Origin of the sequence: Pseudomonas putida NBRC 14164, from assembly GCF_000412675.1 — a bacterium.
GTDB lineage: Bacteria > Pseudomonadota > Gammaproteobacteria > Pseudomonadales > Pseudomonadaceae > Aquipseudomonas > Aquipseudomonas putida.
Map to the genome: position 1 here is coordinate 818783 of NC_021505.1, position 24425 is coordinate 843207.

Consider the following 24425-nt stretch of genomic DNA (forward strand, 5'->3'; position numbering starts at 1 on the left):
GCTGTGCAGTACTTGTGGGAGCGGGCAAGCCCGCGAAGAGGCCGGTACAGGCGCCTCTGGACTTGGCCTCGACAAGCGGCTATCTAATCCTTGCACAGTCCAACCACAGGCCCAGATGTGAAAACCCGATCCGAAGAACTCCAGGTATTCGTCGCCGTCATCGACTGCGGCTCGATTTCTGCCGCTGCCGAGCAGATGGGGCAGACCCCGTCCGCCGTCAGTCGCACCTTGTCGCGCCTGGAGGGCAAGCTGGGTACCACTCTTGTCAACCGTACCACCCGGCGCATGGACCTCACCGAAGAGGGCCGCTACTTCCTTGAGCGCTCACGGCTGATCCTGGAGCAGATGGACGAGATGGAAGAGCGCCTGTCGATGAACCACCAGACGCCCACCGGGCGCCTTCGCATCAACGCCGCTGCGCCGTTCATGCTGCATGCCATCCTGCCGTGGATCGGTGAGTTCCGTCGCGAGTACCCGGGCATCGAGCTGGAACTGAACACCGATGACCTGATCATCGACTTGCTGGAGCAAAGCACCGATGTGGCGATCCGCATCGGCGAACTGGCCGATTCCAGCCTGCACGCGCGCAACCTGGGTTGCAGCCCGGTGCAGGTACTGGCCAGCCCGGCCTACCTGGCGCAGCACGGCACGCCGCAGCGGGTCGAGGACCTGGCCAACCACTGCCTGCTCGGCTTCAGCCAGCCCGAATCGCTCAACCATTGGCCGCTGCGCCACGCCCAGGGTGACCGCTTCAGCATCCGCCCGGCACTGATCGCCTCCAGTGGCGAGACCCTGCGCCAGCTGGCACTGGCCGGCGAGGGCATCGTCAGCCTGTCGCACTTCATGACCCATGAGGACATCCGCGCCGGGCGCCTGCAAGTGGTCCTGGCCGCGGCCAACAATGGCTACCGCCAGCCGATCCACGCGGTGTACTACCGCAATACCCAGCTGGCGCTGCGTATCCAGTGCTTCCTCGATTTCATCCAGCGCAAGCTGGCGATGTACGCTTGCTGAGTTGCCTGAACGCGACAGATCCTGTCCACAGGCGGCGAAATTTCCTATGGTTGATTGCACAGTCGAAACGCTTCGGCCTTACTGACTGCTCAACAAAAACAACACCAAGGAAGTGTCATGCGTATCGTCCCGTTCCAGTACCTGGCTCTCGCAGCCGCGATCCTGAGCTGTTCCTCGGTTTATGCCGCCACGCTGGAGGGCGGCGCAGTGGCTGCGCCCGATCAATATGGTGCACAGGTAGCCGCCGATATTCTGAAAAAGGGCGGCAACGCGGTAGACGCCGCCGTGGCAACCGCCTTCACCCTGGCTGTGACCTACCCGGAGGCCGGTAACATCGGCGGTGGTGGGTTCATGACCCTGTTCGTCGACGGCAAGCCCTACTTCCTGGACTACCGCGAGGTCGCGCCGAAGGCTGCCACGCGCAACATGTACCTGGACGACAAGGGCGAGGTCATCGAAAACCTCAGCCTGGTCGGGGTACGCGCCGCGGGTGTGCCTGGCACGGTGATGGGCCTGTGGGAGGCGCACCAGAAGTTCGGCAAGCTGCCGTGGAGCGAGCTGCTGACCCCGGCCATCGGCTATGCGAAAAACGGCTTCAAAGTGGCGGAAAAGCAGTACCAGTACCGCAACGATGCCCAGGGCATGTTCAAGACTGCGACCAACTTCAATGACTACTTCGGCAACATGAAGGTCGGCGAGCTGTTCAAGCAGCCAGAAATGGCCCAGACCCTGGAACGCATCGCCGACAAGGGCGTGAGCGAGTTCTACCAGGGCAAGACTGCCGACCTGCTGGTGGCGCAGATGCAGGCTGACAAGGGCCTGATCACCAAGGATGACTTGAAGGATTACAAAGCCGTATGGCGTGAGCCGATGGCGGTGAGCTGGCGTGGTAACGTGGTCTACACCGCACCACCGCCAAGCTCTGGCGGCGTCGCCCTGGCCCAGTTGCTGGGCATCAAGGAAGACCGCGCGGCGGACTTCAAGGGGGTGGCGCACAACTCGGCGCAGTACATCCACCTGCTGGCCGAAATCGAGAAGCGCGTATTCGCCGACCGTGCCGACTACCTGGGCGACCCGGCCTTCACCAAGGTGCCGGTGGACCAACTGGTGGCCAAGGACTATCTGGCCAAGCGCGCCGCGCAGGTCAACCCGAAAGCCATTTCCGACACCGACAAGGTCAAGCCGGGCCTTGAGCCGCATCAGACCACGCATTTCTCGATCGTCGACAAGCAGGGCAACGCGGTCAGTAACACCTACACCCTCAACCTCGATTACGGCAGTGGCGTGGTGGTGAAGGGCGCAGGCTTCCTGCTCAACGACGAGATGGACGACTTCAGCGCCAAGCCCGGCGCTGCCAATGCCTTTGGTGTGGTGGGCGGTGATGCGAACGCAATCGAGCCGGGCAAGCGCATGCTGTCCTCGATGAGCCCCAGCCTGATGACCCGTGATGGCAAGGTGGAGCTGGTCATCGGTACCCCGGGCGGTTCGCGGATCTTCACCTCGATCTTTCAGGTGATGAACAACCTGTACGACTACGGTATGCCGCTGGACAAGGCGGTGGCGGCACAGCGCGTGCACCATCAGTTGCTGCCCAAGGACACTATCTACTTTGACAGCTATGCACCCCTGACCGGGCCGGTGGCGGATGAGCTGAAGAAGATGGGCTACGTGCTTGAGGACCAAGGCTGGGAGATGGGCGATATCCAGGCGATCCGGGTGGATGGGGCGAAGCTTGAGACCGCTTCCGATCCGCGTGGGCGTGGGGTGGGGATGATCGTCAAGTAATGCCTGCCAGATTGCTGGGAGGGCTTTGCCCTCCTTTCGCGGCACAAGGCCGCTCCTTGTATGTTGTGCCTAGCCTGATGAGAGAGGTTATTCTCGTCAGGCTATAGAAGCACTTCCGGGGAGGCCGATCGCTCCTGAAGGCAGGGTTTGCCCCTGACCTTGTCTGTAGAGAGGCCCCCCGCCTCATTGCCCACTACGAAGAGTATCGAGAAGCCGACAAGTCGGACTTCGCATTACAAGGTTGCAGCGGCATGAAGTTCGAGGTCGGGGAACCGGAGGCCATTGTTACCTAACTCGCTTGGGAGTGGGAAGAATGAATGTCTGTGTGGGCCTGGATATTGGTTCTCGTACGTCGATCGTTGGGGTGCGTAAAGATGGGCGTCCCGCTGGACAGTGGGATATCGCTCAAACCCCTGCTGGTCGTAAGGCAGCGGTGAAAAAGCTGCAGGCGCTCAAGCCCAAGTCGATCGTGATGGAGGCGACCGGAATCTATTACCTGGACCTGGCCCTTGAGCTGCATGCTGCGGACCTTCCTGTTTCGGTGATCAACCCCAAGAGCTTCCATAATTTCGCCAAGCTGATGCTGGTGAACAGTAAAACTGACTCGATAGATGCTCAGTTGCTGTCCGAGTACGGTGAACGTATGACACCGCGCTTGTGGACACCGCCAAGCTCCGTACAGCTTGAGCTGAGGGCTCTTGGCCGGCACATCAATCGTCTGGTCGGGCACCGCACCAGGGCGAAGAATGAGCTGCATGCATTGCAGGCGACCGCTACGACCGTGTCGATGCTGATCGAAGATCAAGAGGAAGCGATTGCCACTTTGGACAATCGCATTGAGCGTTTCCGCAAAGCCGGACGTGAGTTGATCGCTCAGTGTCCGACGCTTAACCGGCAGTACAAGCAGTTACTAGCGGGCCCGGGAATGGGAGAAGTCTCGGCACTTGCTGCCTTGGCTGAGCTGACCACCCTTCCTCAAATGCTCAAGTCCTCTCAGGTCGCTCGTCATGCTGGTCTAGATGTTCGACAGACACAGTCGGGGACAAGCATTGATAAACCTGGTCGGCTCGGCAAAAGCGGGAATGCCTATTTACGGGCGGCCATGTACATGCCGGCGCTGACGGCGGTGCGCTGCGATCCTTACGCGAAGGCCTTTTATGAATCGCTGGTCAGCAGGGGGAAGAAAAAAATGCAAGCGATCGCCGCTGTCATGCGCAAGTACCTGACAGGCATATGGGCATGCATGCGCGGCGATGAACCATTTGATACGGCCAAGCTTTTCAGCTCTGAACACCTTAGAAAAGCTTGACCGCCAACAGAGTATCTACAGGGGAACGCGATCTCCTGTAGGAGCGGCCTTGTGCCGCGAAAGGGCCGCAAAGCGGCCCCGGGTTACCCAGGTCAGACGCGGAACTGGCTGACCAGCGTCTGCAACTGTCCACCCAACCGCGCCAGCTCAACGCTGGCCGACGCCGTCTCGTCACTGGCCGCCGCCGTTTGCTCGGACACATCACGCACATTCAGGATGCTGCGGCTGATCTCTTCCGCCACTGCACTCTGTTGCTCCGCCGCCGCAGCAATCTGCTGGTTCATCGACTGGATGCTCGACACCGTGCTGGTGATGTTCTCCAGCGAGGCCCCGGCCTTACGTGCCAGTTCGACGCTGCTGTCGGTCAAGGTACGGCTGCCCTGCATGGCGTTCGCTACTTGCTGGGTACCATCCTGCAGGCTGGCAATCAGCGCTTCGATTTCTTCGGTGGACTTCTGCGTGCGCTGGGCCAGGCCGCGCACTTCGTCGGCGACCACGGCAAAACCACGACCGGCCTCGCCAGCACGTGCCGCCTCGATCGCCGCATTGAGCGCCAGCAGGTTGGTCTGTTCGGCCACCGACTTGATCACGTCCATCACGCTACCGATCTTCTGGCTTTCCTGCTGCAGCATGTTCATGGCTTCGGTGGAGCGGTGCATGTCCTCGGCCAGGCGCTCGATCTGGCCAATCGCCTCGCCTACCACTCGGTCGCCGGCGCGGGCTTCGTCGTCGGCACCGGTGGCGGCATGCGAGGCCTGCTCGGCATTGCGCGCCACTTCCTGAACGGTGGCGGCCATTTCGTGCATGGCGGTGGCCACCTGGTCGGTCTCGACCTTCTGGCTGTTGGCGCCAGCACTGGTCTGTTCGGTCACTGCCGACAGCTCTTCGGCGGCGCTGGCAATCTGGGTGACGCCATCGCGGATGCCGCTGATCAGCTCGCGCAGCGTGGTGCCCATGCGCGCGATGCCTTGCTGCAGCACGCCCAGTTCGTCGCGGCGGGTGATGCGCGCATGCTGGGTGAGGTCGCCGCTGGCGATCTTTTCTACCGCTACCAGGGTTTCACGCAGTGGGCCGGTGATCTGGCGGGTGATCATTACCGCTGCCAGTACGCCGACCAGCAGTGCCAGCAGGGTAGCGATGGCCTGCAGGGTGCGGGCCTGGGTGCTTTCGATGTCGCGGCGTTCCAGCTGGATCTGGTACAGCGCATCGCTGCGCTTGACGATATCGGCGCCCTGCACGGTCATTTCGGCGCGTGAGGTGGTGATGTTGGCGACCGCGTCGCGGAACTGGCGCACGGCATCACGGTAGGCCAGTACCGAGCTTTCGAACTGTTGCAGGCGGGCGTCTTCGGCGGACAGCTGGCGCTTGAGGTTGTCGATATCGGCTAGCGCTGCATCCAGCTGGCGCAGGGCGGCCTGCTCGTTGGCGGCACTGTTGTCGGCAATGTAGCCGCGTACGTCGATGCGCACCTGCAGCAGTTGCTGGCGGGCCTTGCTGATCAGCTGGTACTGGGCCAGGCGCACGCTGTCGGCCTCTGGGCGCGCCATGACTTCCTGGCTGAGGGCGTCCATGGCCTGGTCGGCGCGGGTGGCCGAACCGTCCATGGCAACGCGCGCAGCGCGGGTGGCGTCGTAGCCTTGGCGCATCTTGTTCAGCGACACCTTGTAGGCGCTGATGGTTGCGCCCAGCTCATTCAGCAGCTTGACGTTGTCCGGGCTTTTGAAGGTGCTGGCCAGGTAGGCCTGCTGCTTGCTGAAGGCATCCAGCTTGGTCTGGGTGTTGGCGGCGGCAGCATCGTCGCCGTTGGCGATCATGTACTGCAGGCGCGCGATGCGCAGGTCGGTCAGGTCTTTGTTGAGCTGGCCGATGTCACCCATCCAGTTGCTGCGGTCGATCAGGCTGCCCAGGCTGGTCCAGCCGGTCAGGGCCAGCAGGCCGGTGAGGATCAGCACCAGGCCGAAGCCCAGTCCAAGTTTGAGGTTGACGCTGATGTTAGCGAACCAGCTGTTCATGCACGCTCTCCAGAAGTAGTTTTCGCTCTCTTGATCTTCGATCGCAAGGCGTTGTTGTTCTGGCTGCCCGCTGATTCGTGCAGGGGTTATCGGCAATGATCAGGGAAGCTGAAACGCTTTTTCAGCAGATTTGTAACTGGATAATCAGGGGCTGCAAAGCAGCCCCTGCAGTTTCAGAGGCTGCGTGCGCTGAAGGTATCGCAGCTGTTCACCTCACCTTGGGCAAACCCGGCCTTGAACCAGCGCACCCGCTGTGCCGAGGTGCCATGGGTGAACGAGTCCGGCACCACGCGCCCGCGGCCTTGCTGCTGCAGGCGGTCATCGCCAATGGCGTTGGCGGCGTTCAGCGCTTCCTCGACGTCACCCGGTTCCAGCCAGTTCAGGCGCTTTTGCGCCTGGTAGGCCCACACGCCGGCCAGGCAGTCGGCCTGAAGTTCCTGGCGCACCAACAGGCCGTTGTCGCCCTCCATGCGCTGGCCGTTGCGGCGTGCGGCATCGACCTTGGCCGAAACTCCCAGCAGGGTCTGTACGTGGTGGCCGATTTCGTGGGCGATCACGTAGGCCTGGGCGAAGTCGCCCGCCGCAGCGAAGCGGGTTTCCATTTCGCGGAAGAACGACATGTCCAGGTACACCCGTTGGTCAGCCGGGCAGTAGAACGGCCCCACCGCCGCCGAAGCAAAGCCACAGGCCGAATTGACCTGGCCACTGAACAGCACCAGCTTGGGGTCGCGGTATTGCTTGCCGGCTTCGGCAAACAGCGCTTTCCAAGTGTCCTCGGTATCGCCCAGCACCGAGGCAACGAACTCCGCCTGCTGGTCGTTGGCCGGTGGCGCCTTGGCGCCTGTGCCACTGGGTGCCGTTTGCTGTTGCTGCTGTTCCATCTGGCCGGTGAGCTGGCCAAGAATCTGCAACGGGTCCTGCCCGGTGAGCCAGCCGATGCCAACGATCAGCAGAATCGCCCCGAGCCCCAGCCCTTTGCCGCCGCCGAAACGCATGCCACCGCCGCCGCCATTGCCACCTTCGCCTCGGGCATCGACCACGTTGTCGCTGCGTCGGCCTTTTCGCCATTCCATGAATGCTCTCCGGAGCGTGAAACAAGAAGACAAAGATTAGTCCACGACGGCGGCAGGCGTCAGGCCAAAGTGTTAACCCATAACCATTTGGTTATGTATAAGGTGGTCGATTTCAATATTCATCGCGCGCGACCTGCCGGAAACTGTAAGTCCGCCTGCCACGCCCAGGCGTTCACATAATTCCAAGAGAGGAAACCGGCATGCCCGCACAGGACAACAGCCGCTTCGTGATCCGTGATCGCAACTGGCACCCCAAAGCCCTTACGCCTGACTACAAAACGTCCATTGCCCGCTCGCCGCGTCAGGCACTGGTCAGCATTCCACAGTCGATCAGCGAAACCACTGGTCCGAACTTCTCCCACCTGGGCTTTGGCGCCCACGACCATGACCTGTTGCTGAACTTCAACAACGGTGGCCTGCCAATCGGCGAGCGCATCATCGTTGCCGGCCGCGTGGTCGACCAGTACGGCAAGCCTGTGCCGAACACCCTGGTGGAGATGTGGCAAGCCAACGCCGGTGGCCGCTATCGGCACAAGAACGACCGTTACCTGGCACCGCTGGACCCGAACTTTGGTGGTGTCGGCCGTTGCCTGACCGACAGTGACGGCTATTACAGCTTCCGCACCATCAAGCCGGGCCCGTACCCATGGCGCAACGGCCCGAACGACTGGCGCCCGGCGCACATTCACTTCGGCATCAGCGGCCCGTCGATTGCCACCAAGCTGATCACCCAGCTGTATTTCGAGGGTGACCCGCTGATCCCGATGTGCCCGATCGTCAAGTCGATCGCCAATCCTGAAGCTGTACAGCAGTTGATCGCCAAGCTCGACATGAGCAACGCCAACCCGATGGACTGCCTGGCCTACCGCTTTGACATCGTGCTGCGCGGCCAGCGCAAGACCCACTTCGAAAACTGCTGAGGAACCCGCCATGCCAATCGAACTGCTGCCGGAAACCCCTTCGCAGACCGCCGGCCCCTACGTGCACATCGGCCTGGCCCTGGAAGCGGCCGGCAACCCGACCCGCGATCAGGAAATCTGGAACCGCCTGGCCAAGCCAGACGCGCCAGGCGAGCACATCCTGCTGCTCGGCCAGGTCTATGACGGTAACGGCCACCTGGTGCGCGACTCGTTCCTGGAAGTGTGGCAGGCCGACGCCAATGGCGAGTACCAGGATGCCTACAACCTGGAAAACGCCTTCAACAGCTTTGGCCGCACCGCTACCACCTTCGATGCCGGTGAATGGACCCTGCACACGGTCAAGCCGGGTGTGGTGAATAACGCGGCTGGTGTACCGATGGCGCCGCACATCAACATCAGCCTGTTTGCCCGTGGTATCAACATCCACCTGCACACGCGCCTGTATTTCGATGACGAAGCCCAGGCCAACGCCAAGTGCCCGGTGCTCAACCTGATCGAGCAGCCACAGCGGCGTGAAACCTTGATTGCCAAGCGTTGCGAAGTGGACGGGAAGACGGCGTATCGCTTTGATATCCGTATCCAGGGGGAAGGCGAGACGGTGTTCTTCGACTTCTGATGGAAACCCGGGGCCGCACAGCGGCCCCGGGGCTATCAGCCGTTCACAGGCTTCAGGTCAAACGCATCGGCCTGGTACTGGAACAGCAGGCAATCGGCCGCCGCAGTGCATCCGCTTTCATGCACCAGGTCGGCCGGCAGCCTGTAGTAGGACCCGGCTGAAAACTCGGTGCGTTTGCCATCGATTACCGCGTAGAAAGTACCCTTCAGCACCACGGTCGGCAGTGCCTGGCTGTGCTGGTGCAGGCCGTTGTCGGTCCCTTTCCTGAATTTCACATAGGCCGAGTAAGGCCCCTTGCCGAAAATGTCCCCCTCAACGTTGGCGTAGCTGATTGCGCCGTTGGTGTTGGGTACGTCCTGCCACTTCAATGCTGCGCTATCGGGTACTGACACGGTTTTTTCTGCTGCGTTGATGCCAACGGCCAGGGTGGTGAGCGCCACGCCCGCAATGATTGCCTGCAATGCCTTCATGGTGGTGTTCCTTCGTTGAGTGTCAGTGCAACGAAGCCTAACCAAACACTTTCTGCACAAATACGGGTCTCGGTGCGCATGACTTGTTCATGATTTGCACAGATCAGGCCTGCCACCTCGGCTGCGCGTAGTAGGTTTGCGCATAATCCAGCAACGCCCGCACTTTGGGCGCCAGGTAACGGCTTTGCGGGTACACCGCATACAGGTTGCGTGGGGGCAGTTTCCAGTCTTGGAGCACCGGCACCAGGCGCCCGTCCAGCAAGGCGTCATGCACGATAAAACGATCAAAGCTGGCAATGCCCAGCCCGCCAATGGCAGCAGCGCGCAGGGCCATCGGCGAGTTGGCACTTAGGCGCCGGGGCATCAGGATATCGCGCTGTTCACCCTCTGGGTTGGTCAGATACAGACGCTGTGGGTGAGGCAGGTTGCTGTAGCCGAGCAGGGGATGATCAACCAGTGTGTCGAGGGAAGTTGGCGTGCCGTGGCGTTCCAGGTAGCGAGGTGCGGCCACCAGTAGCACCTCGCTGTGGGCCAGCAGGCGGGCTACCAGGCTGGAGTCGGGCAGATGATCGGTAATCCGAAGGCAGACATCGATTTGCTCTTCCAGCAGGTCAATGAAGCGATCGCTGCAATTGAGCTCGACCTGCAGCTGTGGGTGTCGCTCGACGAAGTCCGGTAGCCAGCGCCCCAGTTCAAGTTCGCCGAACGCAGTTGCCACGCCCAGGCGCAGGGTACCCGTGGGTTGCTGCTGATGCTCTGAAAGCTCCAGGGTCATTGCCTGCATCTGTTCGAGGATCTGCACGCAGTGGCGGTAGAAGAGTGTTCCTGCTTCGGTCAGGTGCAGGCGGCGGGTGGTGCGGGTGAGCAGTTGCGTGCCCAGTTGGCGTTCCAGCTGTTTCACCTGGCGTGACAGCACGGTGTGGGACAGGCCTGCCTGACTGGCGGCGGCACTGAAGCTGCCGAGGTCGACGACCCGGCGAAAGGCCTGCATGGCGTTCAACTGGTCCATCGGTACAGCTCTCCTGAAGCGCCCGGTGGAGCCTTGCAGGCCCCACCGGGTAGCGGATCAGCGCCGGACCAGCAACACGCCGCTTTCCATGTGATGGGTATACGGGAACTGGTCGAACAGCGCGCAGCGTTCGATACGGTGGGTATCTTGCAGCTGGGCGATGTTCTGCGCCAGTGTCTCGGGGTTGCAGGAGATGTACAGGATCCGCTCGAAACGCCGGGTCAGCTCGCAGGTGTCAGGGTCCATCCCCGCGCGCGGCGGGTCGACAAACACCGTGCCGAAGTCATAGCTTTTCAGGTCGATGCCTTCCAGGCGACGGAACGGCCGCACCTCATTCAGCGCCTGGGTCAGCTCTTCGGCCGACAAGCGTACCAGGCGCACGTTATCCACAGCGTTCTCGTCGAGGTTGCTGAGCGCGGCATTGACCGAGGTCTTGCTGATTTCGGTCGCCAGCACCTGGCGCACGCGGGTGGCCAGCGGCAGGGTGAAGTTGCCGTTGCCGCAGTACAGCTCCAGCAAGTCGTCCTGGCGCTCGCCAATGGCCTCGAAGGCCCAGCTCAGCATCTTCTGGTTCACCGCGCCGTTGGGCTGGGTGAACGCGCCTTCCGGCTGGCGATAGCTGAACACACGGCCAGCCACGTCGAGTTTTTCCACCGCGTAGTCGCGGCCGATCACCAGGCGCTTGCCCTTGGAGCGGCCGATCACGCTCACGCCCAGCGCTTCAGCCAGTTGCCGCGCTTCTGCTTCCCAAGCCTCGTCCAGTGGGCGGTGGTAGCACATCGTGATCATCGCATCGCCGGCCAGGGTGGTGAGGAACTCCACCTGGAACAGGCGGTTGCCCAGTTCCTCGCTGGCCTGCCATGCCGCCTTCAGGCGCGGCATCAGTGCATTGATGCGCTGGCTGGCGATGGGGAAATCCTCGATCAGGATCGCCTTGTGCTTGTCGCCCGGGGCAAACATGGCGTAGTGGCGCTGGCCATCCTCGCGCCACAGGCGGAACTCGGCGCGCAGGCGGTAGTGCTCGCGCGGCGAGTCGAAAACAGCCGGTTCCGGCGCGCCAAATGGCGCCAGCAGCTCGCGCAGCCGGGCCACCTTGGCGTCCAGCTGGGTGGCGTAGGAGGAGGGGTCGAAAGCAGCACTCATGCGTTGAACCAGCCCAGCTTGATGACGAACAGGATGGAAAGGATCACCAGGGCCGGGTTCAGGTCGCGGTGGCGGCCGGAGATCAGCTTGACGGCGGTCCAGGAAATGAAGCCGAAGGCGATGCCGTTGGCGATCGAGTAGGTCAGCGGCATGGCCAGGGCGGTCACCACCACAGGTGCGGCTTCGGTGACGTCGTCCCAGTTTATTTCTGCCAGGCCAGAGGCCATCAGCACGGCGACGAACAGCAGCGCCGGCGCGGTGGCGAACGCCGGCACGCTACCGGCCAGGGGGGCGAAGAACAGCGCCAGCAGGAACAGCACGGCAACCACGATGGCAGTCAGGCCGGTGCGGCCACCGGCGCTCACGCCCGCAGCGGACTCGATGTAGCTGGTGGTGGTCGAGGTGCCCAGCAGGGAACCGGCCATGGCGGCGGTGCTGTCGGCGATCAGGGCGCGGCCCATCTTCGGCATGTGGCCGTCCTTGCCCATCAGGCCGGCGCGCTTGGCCACGGCGATCAGGGTGCCGGAGTTGTCGAACAGGTCGACGAACAGGAACGCGAAGATCACGCTGATCAGGCCTACATCGAGGGCTCCGGCGATGTCCAGTTGCAGGAAGGTAGGTGCCAGCGAAGGTGGCATCGACACGATACCGCCGAACGGCGTGACGCCCATCGCGATCGACGCGACGGTGACGGCGAGGATGCCGATCAACACCGCGCCGCGCACCTTCAGCGACTCAAGGCCGACGATCAGGAAGAAGCCCAGGGTGGCGAGAATCACCGACGGCTGCTTGAGGTCGCCCATGCCCACCAAGGTGGCCGGGTTATCAACGACGATGCCGGCGTTATGCAGGGCGATCAATGCCAGGAACAGACCGATGCCGGCGGCAATAGCCGAACGCAGCGGCAGCGGGATGCTGTTCACGATCCATTCGCGGATGCGGAAGATCGACAACAGGAAGAACATCACCGCCGACAGGAACACCGCGCCCAGCGCCACTTGCCAGGTGTGGCCCATGTGCAGCACCACGGTGTAGGTGAAGAACGCGTTCAGGCCCATACCCGGCGCCAGGGCGATCGGGTAGTTGGCAATCAGGCCCATGGTCGCAGAGCCGATGGCCGCTGCCAGGCAGGTGGCGACGAAGATCGCGCCCTTGTCCATGCCGGTCTCGCCGAGGATGCTCGGGTTGACGAACAGGATGTAGGCCATGGCCAGGAAGGTGGTGACGCCCGCGAGAATCTCGGTGCGCACGTTGGTGTTGTGTGCTCTTAGTTGAAACAGCCTTTCCAGCATGCCCGCTCCCCAAGGCGCCCCCGGCGCCATGAATGTATCGACCCCATCAGCAAAGCACAGACCGTACCGGTTGCCGTGGTTTTGTGTGGGGAGGAAAAAAGCCGCGCATCATACCAGCATGCTTGGCAGGGGCCTATGGCCGTTGGGGAATGGGTTTCCATAGCCGGTACCGGCCCTGTGGGAGCGGGCTTCTCCCGCGAAGAGGCCGGCACAGGCAACTGATCAACCGTTATGCAACCGGTCCCGCTTGGCCAGTGTCGGGAACATTTTTATCCACAGCCCCGTCACCACCAGTGTGCCCACCCCGCCCATCACCACCGCCGGCACTGTGCCAAACCAGTGCGCCGTCACCCCCGATTCGAACTCGCCGAGCTGGTTCGAGGCACCAATGAACAAGCCGTTGACCGCGCTCACGCGCCCGCGCATTTCGTCCGGGGTTTCCAGTTGCACGAACGAACTGCGAATGACCATGCTGATCATGTCCGCCGCGCCCAGCACCACCAGCACCGCCAGCGAGAACCAGAACGAGGTCGACAGGCCGAAGGCGATGGTGGCCACGCCGAACACGCCGACTGCGGTGAACATGGTTCGCCCGACGTTGCGCTCGAACGGGAAGCGTGCCAGCCAGAGCGACATGGCTAACGCCCCCACCGCTGGCGCCGAGCGCAGCAGGCCCAGGCCCAGTGGGCCGGTCAGCAGGATGTCCTTGGCGAACACCGGCAGCAGCGCGGTGGCCCCACCCAGCAGTACGGCGAACAGGTCCAGCGAAATGGCGCCGAGGATGTCGGGACGACTGCGAATGAAGCGAATGCCGGCCAGCAGCGATTCGATGCTGGCACGCCCGCGCTGCACCACCTGGCCGCGCGCCTGCAGGCTCAGGGTGAGCACGCAGGCGATGGCATACAGGGCCACGGTGGGGCCATACACCCAGAGGCTGCCAAAGGCATACAGGAAGCCGCCCACCGCCGGCGCCACGATGGTTGCCGACTGGGTAGCCGAAGCCGAAGCCGCCACCGCCCGCGGGAACAGCCCGGGCGGCACCACGTTGGGTAACAGCGCCTGGGTCGCCGGCATTTCGAACGAACGCGTGGCGCCCAGCAGGAAGGCGAGGGCGAAGATCAGCTCGCGGGTGACGTTGTCGGTGGCGCTGCCCACCGCCAGCGCCAGGGCGATCAGCCCCTGCAGGCTCTGGCACAGGGCGGCAACCTTGCGCCGGTCATAGCGGTCGGCCACATGCCCGGTGTGCAGCATGAACAGCACTCGCGGGGCGAACTCGACCAGGCCGACCAGGCCCAGGTCCAGCACATTGCCGGTCAACTGGTAGAGGTGCCAGCCAATGGCCACGGTGAGCATCTGGAAGCCACTGGCGGTGAATACACGGGCCAGCCAGAAGGCCAGGAAGGGGCGGTGGTGACGCAACAACTGCGGTGCGGAATCGGACATCGGAAACCAGGGGCCTCGGCGCAGTAGAGGGGGGCGCAGCGTATCACCTGTTTGTAACAAGCGGTTACTGTTTGCCCGGATCTGCACTTTTTCACGCGTTATGAAAGAGGGTGGGGCAACCGGTCACGCGGCAAACAGCCACACGGCCCGCCGGTCTATTCGGGACTATGCTTCCTAGCATTCGTTGATCTGGGTCAATCGTTCCAGATTCAACGAATTGGCCCTCTGGGCCGGAATCCCTGCGATCGAACAGAACAATTCCAACGCGCCGTACTCGACCAAGTGGGGGCAGTGGGCGACTGGGGCCACAAGCCCGGACGCCGGATTATCTGAAGAGGAAGCACCATGTTCGGAATAGAGGCCTTAGAGCTCGCCCGAATGCAGTTTGCCTTTACCGTTTCGTTCCACATCCTGTTCCCGGCCATCACCATTGGCCTGGCGAGCTACCTGGCAGTCCTCGAAGGCCTCTGGCTGCGGACCCACCAGCAGGTCTACCGTGACCTCTATCATTTCTGGTCAAAGATATTTGCCGTCAACTTCGGCATGGGCGTGGTCTCGGGCCTGGTCATGGCCTACCAGTTCGGTACCAACTGGAGCCGCTTCTCCGACTTTGCTGGCGCCGTCACCGGCCCGCTGCTCACCTACGAAGTACTCACTGCCTTCTTCCTTGAAGCCGGTTTCCTCGGCGTCATGCTGTTCGGCTGGAACCGTGTCGGCCGCGGCCTGCACTTCTTCTCCACGGTGATGGTGGCAATCGGTACGCTGGTTTCCACGTTCTGGATCCTGGCCTCCAACAGCTGGATGCAGACCCCACAAGGCCACGAAATCATCGATGGCCGGGTGGTGCCGGTGGACTGGTTTGCGGTGGTGTTCAACCCATCGTTCCCCTACCGGCTGATGCACATGGCCACGGCCGCGTTCGTTTCCACGGCGTTCTTCGTTGGCGCCTCGGCGGCCTGGCACCTGCTGCGCGGGCGTGACAACCCGGCGGTACGCAAGATGCTGTCCATGGCCATGTGGATGGCGTTGATCGTTGCCCCGATCCAGGCGGTGATCGGCGACTTCCACGGCCTCAATACGCTCAAGCACCAGCCGGTGAAAATCGCGGCAATCGAAGGCCACTGGGAGAATGTGCCTGGCGAGCCGACGCCGCTGATCCTGTTCGGTATCCCCGACATGAAGGCCGAGACTACGCGCTTCAAGGTCGAGATCCCGGCGCTCGGCAGCCTGATCCTGACTCACAGCCTGGACAAGCAGGTGCCGGCGATGAAGGAATTCCCGCGTGAGGACCGGCCTAACTCGACCATTGTCTTCTGGTCGTTCCGAATCATGGTCGGGCTGGGCTTGCTGATGATCTTCGTTGGCCTTTGGAGCCTCTGGCTGCGCAAGCGCGGCACGCTCTACACCTCGCGCCCGTTCCTGTATGTGGCGCTATGGATGGGGCCTTCGGGGCTGATTGCGTTGCTGGCCGGCTGGTTCACCACCGAGATTGGCCGCCAGCCCTGGGTGGTGTATGGCCTGATGCGCACGGCGGACGGTGTGTCCAACCACAGCTACGCCCAGCTTGGTTTCACCTTGGTGGCTTTCGTGGTGGTGTACTTCGCCCTGTTCGGCACCGGCCTTGGCTACATGATGCGCCTGGTGCGCAAAGGGCCGCAGACCGGCGAAGGCGACGAGCACACACCGGGCGGCCCTGGCCAGAAACGCACGCCGGCGCGGCCATTGTCTGCCGCCGATGATGGCCATGAGGCCAAAACTGCCAGCCTGAGCAAGGAGGACTGAGCCATGGGTATCGACCTTCCGCTGATCTGGGCCGTGATCATCATCTTCGGCGTCATGATGTACGTGGTGATGGACGGGTTCGACCTGGGGATCGGCATGCTGTTCCCCTTCGTCAAGGGCGAGCAGGACCGTGATGTAATGATGAACACCGTCGCCCCGGTGTGGGACGGCAACGAAACCTGGCTGATCCTGGGTGGTGCCGGGCTGTTCGGGGCGTTCCCTATGGCCTATGCCGTGGTACTCGAAGCCCTGTACCTGCCACTGATCCTGATGCTGATGGGCTTGATCTTCCGCGGCGTGGCCTTCGAGTTCCGCTTCAAGGCCACGGCCGACAAGCGGCATATCTGGGACAAGGCGTTCATCGGCGGCTCCCTGGTCGCCACCTTCTTCCAGGGCGTGGCCCTGGGTGCCTTCCTTGAGGGCTTCAAAGTGGTCGACCGTCATTTTGCCGGTGGCACCCTCGACTGGCTCACCCCGTTCAGCCTGTTCTGTGGCGTGGGGTTGATCGTTGCCTACACCCTGTTGGGGTGCACCTGGCTGATCATGAAGACCGAAGGGCCGCTGCAACAAAAGATGCATGACCTGGCCCGGCCTCTGGCGCTGGTACTGCTGGTAGTAATCGGTATCGTCAGCCTGTGGACGCCGATCGCTTATCCACAGATCGCCGACCGCTGGTTCAGCATGCCTAACCTGATCTGGTTCATGCCGGTGCCGCTGCTTGTAGTGGTGACCTTCTACGGGCTGCTCAAGGCAGTGGCGCGCAATGCGAACTACACGCCGTTCCTGCTCACCTTGGTGCTGATCTTCCTCGGCTACAGCGGCCTGGGGATCAGCCTGTGGCCGAACATCATCCCGCCGTCGATTTCGATCTGGGATGCCGCAGCGCCACCGCAAAGCCAGGGCTTCATGCTGGTGGGCACACTGTTCATCCTGCCGTTCATCCTCATGTACACCTTCTGGAGCTACTACGTGTTCCGCGGCAAGGTGACCCACGAAGACGGCTATCACTAGGAGGGCCGCATGATGACCGGCAAACATGGCCTGGAAGAGAAGAAACCGCTGTGGCAGCGACTGGGTTGGCTGGTGCTGATCTGGGCAATGAGCGTTGCGGCCCTGGGGGTGGCAGCATGGGTGATGCGGCTTTTCATGGGGGCTGCGGGCCTTACCACCCATTGAATAAGCCAGCTCCCACAGGTTGGCTACTGCCCTTGGGCAACGCTGAACCTGTGGGAGCTGGCTTGCCGGCGATAGGGCCGGTACAGGCTTACTTGCGGGCTTTCAGGATGACGAACTTGGGCGTCGCCGCCACCTGCTCCACCCCCCGGAACAACCGCGCCAGCTTGCTGTGATAGCCCAGGTGCCGGTTACCCACGATATACAACGCCCCACCTACCACCAACGCCTCACGCGCCTGCTGGAACATGCGCCAGGCGAGAAAATCGCCCACCACCTGCTGCTGGTGGAACGGCGGGTTGCACAGCACCACATCGAGCGACTGCTTCTCCACCCCTGCCAACCCATCAGCCGCGACAAAAGTCGCCGGGCGCTCGCCCAGCGCGGCTTGCCAGTTTTCCTGCGCTGATTGCACCGCCATGTACGATTCGTCGACCAGCGTGTACTGGGCATCCGGGTTGGTCAGGGCGCTGGCAACGGCCAGCACGCCATTGCCGCAGCCCAGGTCTGCCACCCTCGCGTTGCCCAGGTCGCGTGGCAAATGCGGCAGGAATGCCCGGGTGCCGATATCCAGGCCTTCACGGCAAAACACGTTGGCGTGGTTGACCAGCTCCAGTGCTGGCGCGTCGAGGCGGTAGCGGCTCGGGTAGGGCGAGCGGGCTACCGGCCGTTCGGCGAGCGTTGCGGTCAGCAGACGGGCCTTTTTCTGGGCCAGCGAGGCCTGCACCGGGCCAATGTACTTTTCCATCAGGTCGCCGGCTGCGTGTGGCAAGTGCTTGATCATCGCCCCGGCAATCACTTGCGCGCCAGGCGCCAGGTGGCCCTGCAGGCGGATCAGTTGTTCTTCAAGCAAGGCCAGGGTCTTGGGCACGCGCACCAGCACCCGGTCGAACGGGCCTTGCCAGCGTTCGCTGGCCGGTACGAAGGGCACGCTGTCGAACGGCAAGCCGTTGCGCGCCAGGTTCTTTTCCAGGGCCAGGTGCGCCAGGTGCGAATCGCCGCTGCTGACCACCTGCAGCCGGCCTGCCAGGCTGGCCGCCAAGGCACCGAAGCTGTCATTGAGCACCAGCACCCGGCAGGTGGCGTCGGGCGCCTGTGCGTGCAACTGCGCAAGCAGGTACTCGTCGGCGGCATCGAAAGCCTGCAACGGGTCGTTGGCCTGTTCCGGCTGGCGGATCAGGTCGAGTTCGGCGTAGGGGGTGGTCAACAGGGGCATGGCGTCTGGCTCGGGTATAAACTGCCCGATGCGGTTCGCCCCGGGCTTTGCCGGGCAATTCTACAGGGCTTTGCCCAAGGTCGCAGGTTTGAAGGTCAGATCCAGCCACGCAGGGCGGCGATGGCGATGGCGCCGGCCTTGTTGGCGGCGTTGGTCTTGGTGATGACGCTGCGAATGTGGAAGTTCACCGTGCTCTGCGACAGTGAGAGAATGCAGGCCACGTCGGCTGCGGTCTTGCCGGCGGCCGACCATTTCAGCACTTCCAGTTCACGCTCGCTCATTTTCGGTTGCGATGGGCACAGTGCATTCAGGTGGTGTTCGCCGAGTACCGCATGCAGGGTATGGCACAGCCACTGCACGCTGCCGGCCTTGCCGTAAAGCTCGACGATGTCGATCTTTTCGGCTGGCCTGGCCACGCTGATCTGGCTCTCGTTGTGCTGCAGGTCGTGCAGTGATTGCGTCCAGCCATGGCGCAAGCCGTACAGGCAGGCCGCTTCGCGAAACTGCGGGGCTTCACGATACAGTTCGTCGGTCCACAGCACCGGCATGGTCGAGCTATGGCTGACGTTTGCGGCCGGGTCCTGCTTGTAGAACTCATCGCGCTGGTAGCGCTCGATCCACTCAGCCGGATAGTTGCTGTAGAGGTACACCCTGGGTGTCTGAGTGGCGATCTGGATGCGCATGTTCAAGCCGAGGTATTCCATGCCCAGGTCTTGTGCCAGATGTACCGCGATGTCGAACAGCTTCCGTGGGCTGCGCTCGTTGACGAACGCCTGAAGGTGTTCGGGATTCCAGTGAAGCATCTGAAACTCCTCGGGGGTGTCGGATCCAATCCGTTTGGGTACCGGGGTCATTGTAGGAAAAGACCTACCATGGCGTTGGGAATATTTTGTTATAGCGATCAGGTTTCTCTGCAACTTCGGCACGATCACCCTTGATGAGGCCCTACAAAGCAGTGGTTTTTATCCGGGCCACTTTGCGCGACACTGTGCGCACGTCAAACCTGGAGCCCGATATGACCGCTAGCGCCGAAAAGTTCACCCGCCAGAACCTGCTCGATGTTCAGCCGCTCACGCCGAACCTCTTCAGCCTGCGGGTTACGCGCGATGCAGGGTTCCGCTTTCGTTCCGGCCAGTTCGCCCGCCTGGGCGTGACCAAGGCCGATGGCAGCGTGGTGTGGCGCGCCTACTCCATGGTCAGCGCACCGCATGACGAGCACCTCGACTTCTTCTCCATCGTGGTGCCAGGCGGCGAGTTCACCAGTGAGCTGAGCCGCCTGGGGGCGGGTGATACCTTGCTGATCGACCGCCAGGCTTTTGGCTTCCTTACCCTTGACCGCTTCGTGGGTGGCCGCGACCTGTGGCTGCTGGCGACCGGCACCGGAATTGCGCCATTCATGTCGATCCTGCAGGACTTCGAGGCCTGGGAGCGTTTCGACAGCATCAAGCTGGTGTATTCGGTGCGCGAAGCGAAAGAGCTGGCCTACGTGGATGAAATCGCCGGGCTGGAGCAGCGCGATTACCTGGCTGAGTACGCCGGCAAGTTGCAGTTCATTCCGGTGGTGACCCGTGAGCAGCACCCGGGGGCACTGAATGAGCGCATTACCACGCTGATCGAGAATGGCGAGCTTGAGAAGGCAGCAGGGCTGGAGCTGTCGCCGGAACATTCGCGGGTGATGCTGTGCGGCAACCCGGAGATGATCGACGAGACGCGCAAGGTGCTGAAGGCGCGTGACCTGCAACTGAGCCTGAGCAAGCGGCCGGGGCAGGTGGCTGTGGAAAACTACTGGTAATGCTGTTGGGGGCGCACAGCGCCCCCGGCAACCTCAAGGCAGCCGATTCTGGTTTTGCGTCTTGAGCAAATCGCGAATCTCGGTCAACAGGGTTTCTTCAGCCGAAGGCACTGGCGGCACAGTCGGTGCCACAGCTTCTTCGCGCTTGAGCCTGTTGATTGCCTTCACCCCCATGAAGATGGCAAAGGCAACGATCAAGAAGTCGATCACGGTCTGGATGAACTTGCCATAGGCCAGCACCACTGCCGGAATGTCACCTTCGGCAGCCTTCAGGGTAATGGCCAGGTCGCTGAAGTCCACCCCACCGATCAACAGACCCAGTGGCGGCATGACCACGTCTCCGACGAAGGACGAGACGATCTTGCCGAAGGCTGCGCCGATGATGATACCGACCGCCATGTCGACGACATTGCCTTTGACCGCGAAGGCCTTGAACTCACTGATCATGCCCATGTTTGGTTCCTTGTAACAAAAGGTAAGGTTAACGCAGTGTAAGCCACTTAAACGCTTCATGCGTCGTGTTCAGGGGTAGTGACTGCGGTTAGAACGAATAGTTTTGTCGCATCCCGAAGCGTTCGAGACACGTCCGGCTCGGCTATCATGGCGGTTTTTTCCAGGAGACCCCATCCATGGCCAAGGCCAAGCGCTTGTATGGCTGCACCGAGTGCGGCGCGACCTTCCCCAAATGGGCCGGCCAGTGCGGCGAATGCGGGGCCTGGAACACCCTGGTCGAAACCATGATCGAGAGCGGCGGTGCCGCAGCGCCCAGTACTGGCCGCGCCGGTTGGACCGGGCAGCAAGCGCAGATCAAGACCCTGGCCGAAGTCAGCGTCGAGGAAATCCCGCGCTTCACCACCAGCAGCACCGAACTGGACCGCGTGTTGGGCGGCGGCCTGGTTGATGGCTCGGTGGTGCTGATTGGTGGCGACCCGGGCATCGGCAAGTCGACCATCCTGCTGCAGACCTTGTGCAACATAGCCGTGGGCATGCCGGCGCTGTATGTTACGGGTGAGGAGTCGCAACAGCAGGTGGCCATGCGCTCGCGGCGCCTGGGCTTGCCCCAGGACAAGCTCAAGGTGATGACCGAAACCTGCATCGAAACCATCATTGCCACGGCACGCGTCGAGAAACCGCGGGTGATGGTGATCGACTCGATCCAGACCATCTTCACCGAGCAATTGCAGTCGGCACCCGGCGGCGTGGCCCAGGTGCGTGAGAGCACGGCGCTGCTGGTGCGTTACGCCAAGCAGAGCGGCACGGCGATCTTCCTGGTCGGCCACGTGACCAAGGAAGGCTCGCTGGCCGGCCCGCGGGTACTGGAGCACATGGTCGATACCGTGCTGTATTTCGAAGGTGAGTCCGACGGCCGCCTGCGCCTGTTGCGAGCGGTGAAAAACCGCTTTGGCGCGGTCAACGAACTGGGCGTGTTCGGCATGACCGACCGGGGCCTGAAAGAGGTGTCCAACCCGTCGGCTATCTTCCTTAACCGTACCCAGGAAGAAGTGCCGGGCAGTGTGGTGATGGCGACCTGGGAGGGCACCCGGCCAATGCTGGTCGAGGTACAGGCACTGGTCGACGACAGCCACTTGGCAAACCCGCGCCGGGTAACCCTGGGCCTGGATCAGAACCGCCTGGCCATGTTGCTGGCGGTGCTGCACCGCCACGGCGGTATTCCCACCCATGATCAGGACGTATTCCTCAACGTGGTGGGCGGTGTGAAGGTGCTGGAGACGGCTTCGGACCTGGCATTGCTGGCGGCGGTGATGTCCAGCTTGCGTAACCGGCCACTGGCCCATGGGCTGCTGGTGTTTGGCGAGATCGGCCTGTCGGGCGAGGTGCGGCCGGTGCCCAGTGGCCAGGAGCGGTTGAAGGAAGCGGCCAAGCATGGTTTCAAGCGCGCCATCGTGCCCAAGGGCAATGCGCCGAAAGAGTCGCCGGCGGGGCTGCAGGTTATTGCCGTCACCCGCCTGGAACAGGCCCTGGATGCATTGTTCGAGTAATTCGTAGTCAGGCCCGGCCCTATCGCCGGCAAGCCAGCTCCCACAGAAGGACCACAGTTTCCAGATCCTGTGCAGCACCTGTGGTAGCTGGCTTGCCGGCGATAGGGCCAGTACAGTCAAACGAAAAAGGGGCCGACGATGCGCGTCGGCCCCCCTCTCACCGCTCAGTCAGCGGTCAATGTTCGGCAACTGCCGCACGCCTGACCGTCTGGTTGCCATGCTCGTCCAGTTCCAGCAATGGCACTTCGTTTCCTTCGGCATCGAACAGCTTGCCATCCTTGAAGTAGTCGCCATCACGCAGTGCGGAAATGTCGGAGTACTGGATGGTGCGTTCGTACGCTGCGGCGAACACGGACTGGTTTTCCGAGTTGCCGGTGGTGAAGTGGTTGAAGATCAGGTTCAGCAGGATGGCCATGATCGCCGCCGAACTGATGCCCGAGTGGAAGATGGTCTCGAACCAGTTCGGGAAGTGGTGGTAGAAGGTTGGCGCGGCAATCGGGATCATGCCGAAGCCCAGCGAAGCGGCGACGATGATCAGGTTGACGTTGTTCTTGTAGCTGACCTTGGACAGGGTGCGGATACCACTGGCCGCCACCGTGCCGAACAGCACGATGCCCGCACCGCCCAGTACCGGGGTCGGTACTGCAGCAATCACCCGGCCCATGACCGGCAGCAGGCCGAGCACCACCAGGATCACACCGCCCGTGGCCACCACGTAACGGCTCTTGACCCCGGTCACGGCCACCAGGCCAACGTTCTGGGCGAACGCGCTCTGGGTGAACGAGCCGAAGATCGGCGCCAGGATGCTCGATGCCATGTCGGCGCGCAGGCCGTTGCCCAGGCGCTTGGAGTCGACCTTGGTGTCGATGATCTCACCCACGGCGAGGATGTCGGCCGAGGTTTCCACCAGGGTGACCATGATCACGATGCACATCGACAGGATCGCGGCGATGTGGAATTCCGGCATGCCGAAATGGAACGGCGTGGGGAAGGCGAACATCGCACCTTCGGTGACCTTGCTGAAGTCGGTCATGCCCAGCGCCCAGGCGATCAGGGTACCGAGCACCATGGCCAGCAGGATCGACAGGCGCGAGATGGTCGCGCTGCCCAGCTTGCTCAGCAGCAGCACGATGGCGAAGGTCAGCCCCGCCAGGCCGATGTTGGCCACGCTGCCGAATTCCGGCGAGGCGCTGTTGCCACCCATCACCCAGCGTGCAGCCACCGGCATCAGGGTCAGGCCGATGGTGGTGATGACGATACCGGTCACCAGCGGCGGGAAGAACTTGGTGATGCGCGAGAACACCGGGGTGATCAGGAAGCCGATCAGCGATGCTGCCATGACGGCGCCGAGCACGCCTGGCAGGCCACCGCCGCCCTCGCTGCTGAGGATCGCCCCCATGGTCGCCACACCGGCGAACGACACGCCCTGCACCAGCGGCAACTGGCAGCCGAAGAACGGCAGGCCGAGGGTTTGCAGCAGGGTGGCCAGGCCACCGGCAAACAGCGAGGCAGCAATCAACATGCCTATTTCGGCGCCGTTGAGGCCTGCGGCCTGCCCCAGGATCAGGGGTACCGCGACGATCCCTCCGTACATGGTCAACACATGCTGCAGACCGTAAGCCAGGTTGGCACCAAGCCCGAGGTTTTCATCCTCGGGGCGCTTGGCGGGAGACGTGCTAGGGGACGTAGTCATGGAGCAGGCTCTCTGTTTATTTTTGTGTCGCTACTGTAGACAGTTCCGGCAAATGATTACCACAAGAATTGTATACAATATTTTGATCGGAGCGCGCACAAGGGCGGCCGCCGGATGTGCGAAAACCCAATGCAGAAGGCGTACCAACTCATCAAATGCTGTATTAGAGGGGTGTGTACAAAGTGCTGCTACCCAGGCTTAAAGCTGTCTGGGTAGACAGGAAACACATCGCGAGGAGGCTATTAGCTAGCTAAGAGATTTCATTATTCGATGAGTTCGCGCAGCTCACGCATCATTTCGGTGCTGTCGGCCACGTTCAGTTCCACAAGACGGTGCAAGTGGCTCATCGAATCGATGTCGATGTACAGGCAGATGAAGCCTAGCCGGTCCGGTTCTTCGTGGCGCAGTTCGACCTGCATCTGCACCTCGGTCACTTCGTCGTTGAGCAGGATGTAGGCTTCAAAATCCTGGCTCAGGTCGGGATCCCAGGGTTTAGGGCTTTCGACCAGCAGGCCCTTGAGGGACAGGTCGAGCAGTTTCACCTCCCAGCAACGCTCGCCCTGGCACAGCCTGGTCGGGGCGTCGAACTGGATACGCTGGAAACGGCGGCGTTCGTCGTGATCGCTCATGGCGTGGATCCTCGGGTAGGTCCTAAAGTGACATCCTGACTATAGTTAGAAGGG

The 24425-nt window shown here is 62.3% G+C and carries 22 protein-coding genes and 1 pseudogene; 10 read left to right on the forward strand and 13 right to left on the reverse strand.

Going from position 1 to position 24425, the window contains the following annotated elements:
* The first annotated feature begins 117 nt into the window (after positions 1-117).
* The 3 genes from PP4_RS03555 to PP4_RS03565 all read left to right on the forward strand — a co-directional run bounded on the left by PP4_RS03555 (position 118) and on the right by PP4_RS03565 (position 4108).
* Positions 118-1014: a LysR family transcriptional regulator gene (locus PP4_RS03555; protein WP_016497915.1), complete on the forward strand. Its 897-nt coding sequence runs from the start codon at positions 118-120 to the stop codon at positions 1012-1014.
* Positions 1015-1131: 117 nt separating this feature from the next.
* Positions 1132-2799, forward strand: coding sequence for a gamma-glutamyltransferase (gene ggt, locus PP4_RS03560; protein WP_016489113.1), 1668 nt, complete (start codon positions 1132-1134; stop codon positions 2797-2799).
* Between the two features lie 313 nt (positions 2800-3112).
* A complete protein-coding gene (locus tag PP4_RS03565; RefSeq protein ID WP_016497900.1) occupies positions 3113-4108 on the forward strand; it encodes an IS110 family RNA-guided transposase in 996 nt (331 codons plus the stop codon).
* Between the two features lie 92 nt (positions 4109-4200).
* Here the strand turns inward: PP4_RS03565 and PP4_RS29785 are convergent, their stop codons facing one another.
* The 3 genes and pseudogenes from PP4_RS29785 to ypfJ form a co-directional block, all read right to left on the reverse strand.
* Positions 4201-5064, reverse strand: a complete 864-nt coding sequence (locus tag PP4_RS29785) for a methyl-accepting chemotaxis protein (RefSeq protein WP_373873702.1) — start codon at positions 5062-5064, stop codon at positions 4201-4203.
* Positions 5056-6120 (reverse strand): annotated as a pseudogene (locus PP4_RS29790) (methyl-accepting chemotaxis protein); the annotation flags it as partial. The gene PP4_RS29785 and the pseudogene PP4_RS29790, both read right to left, overlap by 9 nt.
* A 173-nt stretch (positions 6121-6293) precedes the next feature.
* Positions 6294-7193 carry a KPN_02809 family neutral zinc metallopeptidase gene (gene ypfJ / locus PP4_RS03575; protein ID WP_016497917.1) on the reverse strand — a complete coding sequence of 300 codons (900 nt, stop codon included), beginning with the start codon at positions 7191-7193 and terminating at the stop codon, positions 6294-6296.
* 200 nt (positions 7194-7393) lie between these two features.
* On the opposite strand from ypfJ, the gene pcaH reads away from it, so the two are divergent.
* Entirely contained in the window at positions 7394-8113 is a 720-nt protein-coding gene (gene pcaH / locus PP4_RS03580) for a protocatechuate 3,4-dioxygenase subunit beta (RefSeq protein WP_016489110.1), read from the forward strand.
* Between the two features lie 10 nt (positions 8114-8123).
* Positions 8124-8729, forward strand: coding sequence for a protocatechuate 3,4-dioxygenase subunit alpha (gene pcaG / locus PP4_RS03585; RefSeq protein WP_003251601.1), 606 nt, complete (start codon positions 8124-8126; stop codon positions 8727-8729).
* A 35-nt stretch (positions 8730-8764) separates the two neighbouring features.
* Here the strand turns inward: pcaG and PP4_RS03590 are convergent, their stop codons facing one another.
* The 5 genes from PP4_RS03590 to PP4_RS03610 all read right to left on the reverse strand — a co-directional run bounded on the left by PP4_RS03590 (position 8765) and on the right by PP4_RS03610 (position 14086).
* Complete coding sequence (locus tag PP4_RS03590) at positions 8765-9199, reverse strand: cupin domain-containing protein (protein ID WP_016497918.1); 435 nt, start codon at positions 9197-9199, stop codon at positions 8765-8767.
* A 103-nt stretch (positions 9200-9302) separates the two neighbouring features.
* The gene (locus PP4_RS03595) at positions 9303-10208 is read right to left on the reverse strand and encodes a LysR family transcriptional regulator (protein WP_016497919.1); all 906 of its coding nucleotides are present in this window, start codon (positions 10206-10208) and stop codon (positions 9303-9305) included.
* Positions 10209-10265: 57 nt separating this feature from the next.
* Positions 10266-11351 (reverse strand): tRNA (uridine(54)-C5)-methyltransferase TrmA, encoded by a 1086-nt coding sequence (gene trmA / locus PP4_RS03600; protein ID WP_016497920.1) that lies wholly within the window; start codon positions 11349-11351, stop codon positions 10266-10268.
* On the reverse strand, positions 11348-12643 hold the full coding sequence (locus PP4_RS03605; protein ID WP_016497921.1) for an NCS2 family permease: 1296 nt from the start codon (positions 12641-12643) through the stop codon (positions 11348-11350). The genes trmA and PP4_RS03605 overlap by 4 nt, the downstream gene beginning before the upstream one ends.
* Positions 12644-12865: 222 nt before the next feature.
* Positions 12866-14086, reverse strand: a complete 1221-nt coding sequence (locus tag PP4_RS03610; protein WP_016497922.1) for an MFS transporter — start codon at positions 14084-14086, stop codon at positions 12866-12868.
* 345 nt (positions 14087-14431) lie between these two features.
* Between PP4_RS03610 and PP4_RS03615 the strand changes: the two genes are divergently transcribed.
* From PP4_RS03615 to PP4_RS03625, 3 genes are read left to right on the forward strand one after another with little or no spacing between them, the layout of a single operon-like run.
* Entirely contained in the window at positions 14432-15868 is a 1437-nt protein-coding gene (locus tag PP4_RS03615; protein ID WP_016497923.1) for a cytochrome ubiquinol oxidase subunit I, read from the forward strand.
* Between the two features lie 3 nt (positions 15869-15871).
* Positions 15872-16879: a cytochrome d ubiquinol oxidase subunit II gene (gene cydB / locus PP4_RS03620; protein WP_016497924.1), complete on the forward strand. Its 1008-nt coding sequence runs from the start codon at positions 15872-15874 to the stop codon at positions 16877-16879.
* Between the two features lie 9 nt (positions 16880-16888).
* Positions 16889-17044 (forward strand): DUF2474 domain-containing protein, encoded by a 156-nt coding sequence (locus tag PP4_RS03625; RefSeq protein WP_016489104.1) that lies wholly within the window; start codon positions 16889-16891, stop codon positions 17042-17044.
* Positions 17045-17132: 88 nt separating this feature from the next.
* Here PP4_RS03625 and PP4_RS03630 read toward each other — a convergent pair whose 3' ends face one another.
* Together PP4_RS03630 and PP4_RS03635 are read right to left on the reverse strand one after the other, a co-directional pair.
* A complete protein-coding gene (locus tag PP4_RS03630; protein WP_016497925.1) occupies positions 17133-18257 on the reverse strand; it encodes a methyltransferase in 1125 nt (374 codons plus the stop codon).
* 95 nt (positions 18258-18352) lie between these two features.
* Positions 18353-19060, reverse strand: coding sequence for an autoinducer binding domain-containing protein (locus tag PP4_RS03635; protein WP_041167551.1), 708 nt, complete (start codon positions 19058-19060; stop codon positions 18353-18355).
* A gap of 212 nt (positions 19061-19272) precedes the next feature.
* Between PP4_RS03635 and PP4_RS03640 the strand changes: the two genes are divergently transcribed.
* The gene (locus PP4_RS03640; RefSeq protein WP_016497927.1) at positions 19273-20049 is read left to right on the forward strand and encodes a ferredoxin--NADP reductase; all 777 of its coding nucleotides are present in this window, start codon (positions 19273-19275) and stop codon (positions 20047-20049) included.
* Between the two features lie 33 nt (positions 20050-20082).
* Here the strand turns inward: PP4_RS03640 and mscL are convergent, their stop codons facing one another.
* Positions 20083-20502, reverse strand: a complete 420-nt coding sequence (gene mscL / locus PP4_RS03645; RefSeq protein WP_016497928.1) for a large-conductance mechanosensitive channel protein MscL — start codon at positions 20500-20502, stop codon at positions 20083-20085.
* Between the two features lie 176 nt (positions 20503-20678).
* Here mscL and radA point away from each other — a divergent pair, with 176 nt between their 5' ends.
* Complete coding sequence (gene radA / locus PP4_RS03650) at positions 20679-22049, forward strand: DNA repair protein RadA (RefSeq protein WP_016497929.1); 1371 nt, start codon at positions 20679-20681, stop codon at positions 22047-22049.
* A gap of 175 nt (positions 22050-22224) precedes the next feature.
* On the opposite strand, the gene PP4_RS03655 is transcribed toward radA, so the two are convergent.
* Positions 22225-23742, reverse strand: a complete 1518-nt coding sequence (locus tag PP4_RS03655) for a nucleobase:cation symporter-2 family protein (protein ID WP_016497930.1) — start codon at positions 23740-23742, stop codon at positions 22225-22227.
* Positions 23743-24005: 263 nt separating this feature from the next.
* Positions 24006-24371, reverse strand: a complete 366-nt coding sequence (locus PP4_RS03660; RefSeq protein WP_016497931.1) for a PilZ domain-containing protein — start codon at positions 24369-24371, stop codon at positions 24006-24008.
* Between the last annotated feature and the right edge of the window lie 54 nt (positions 24372-24425).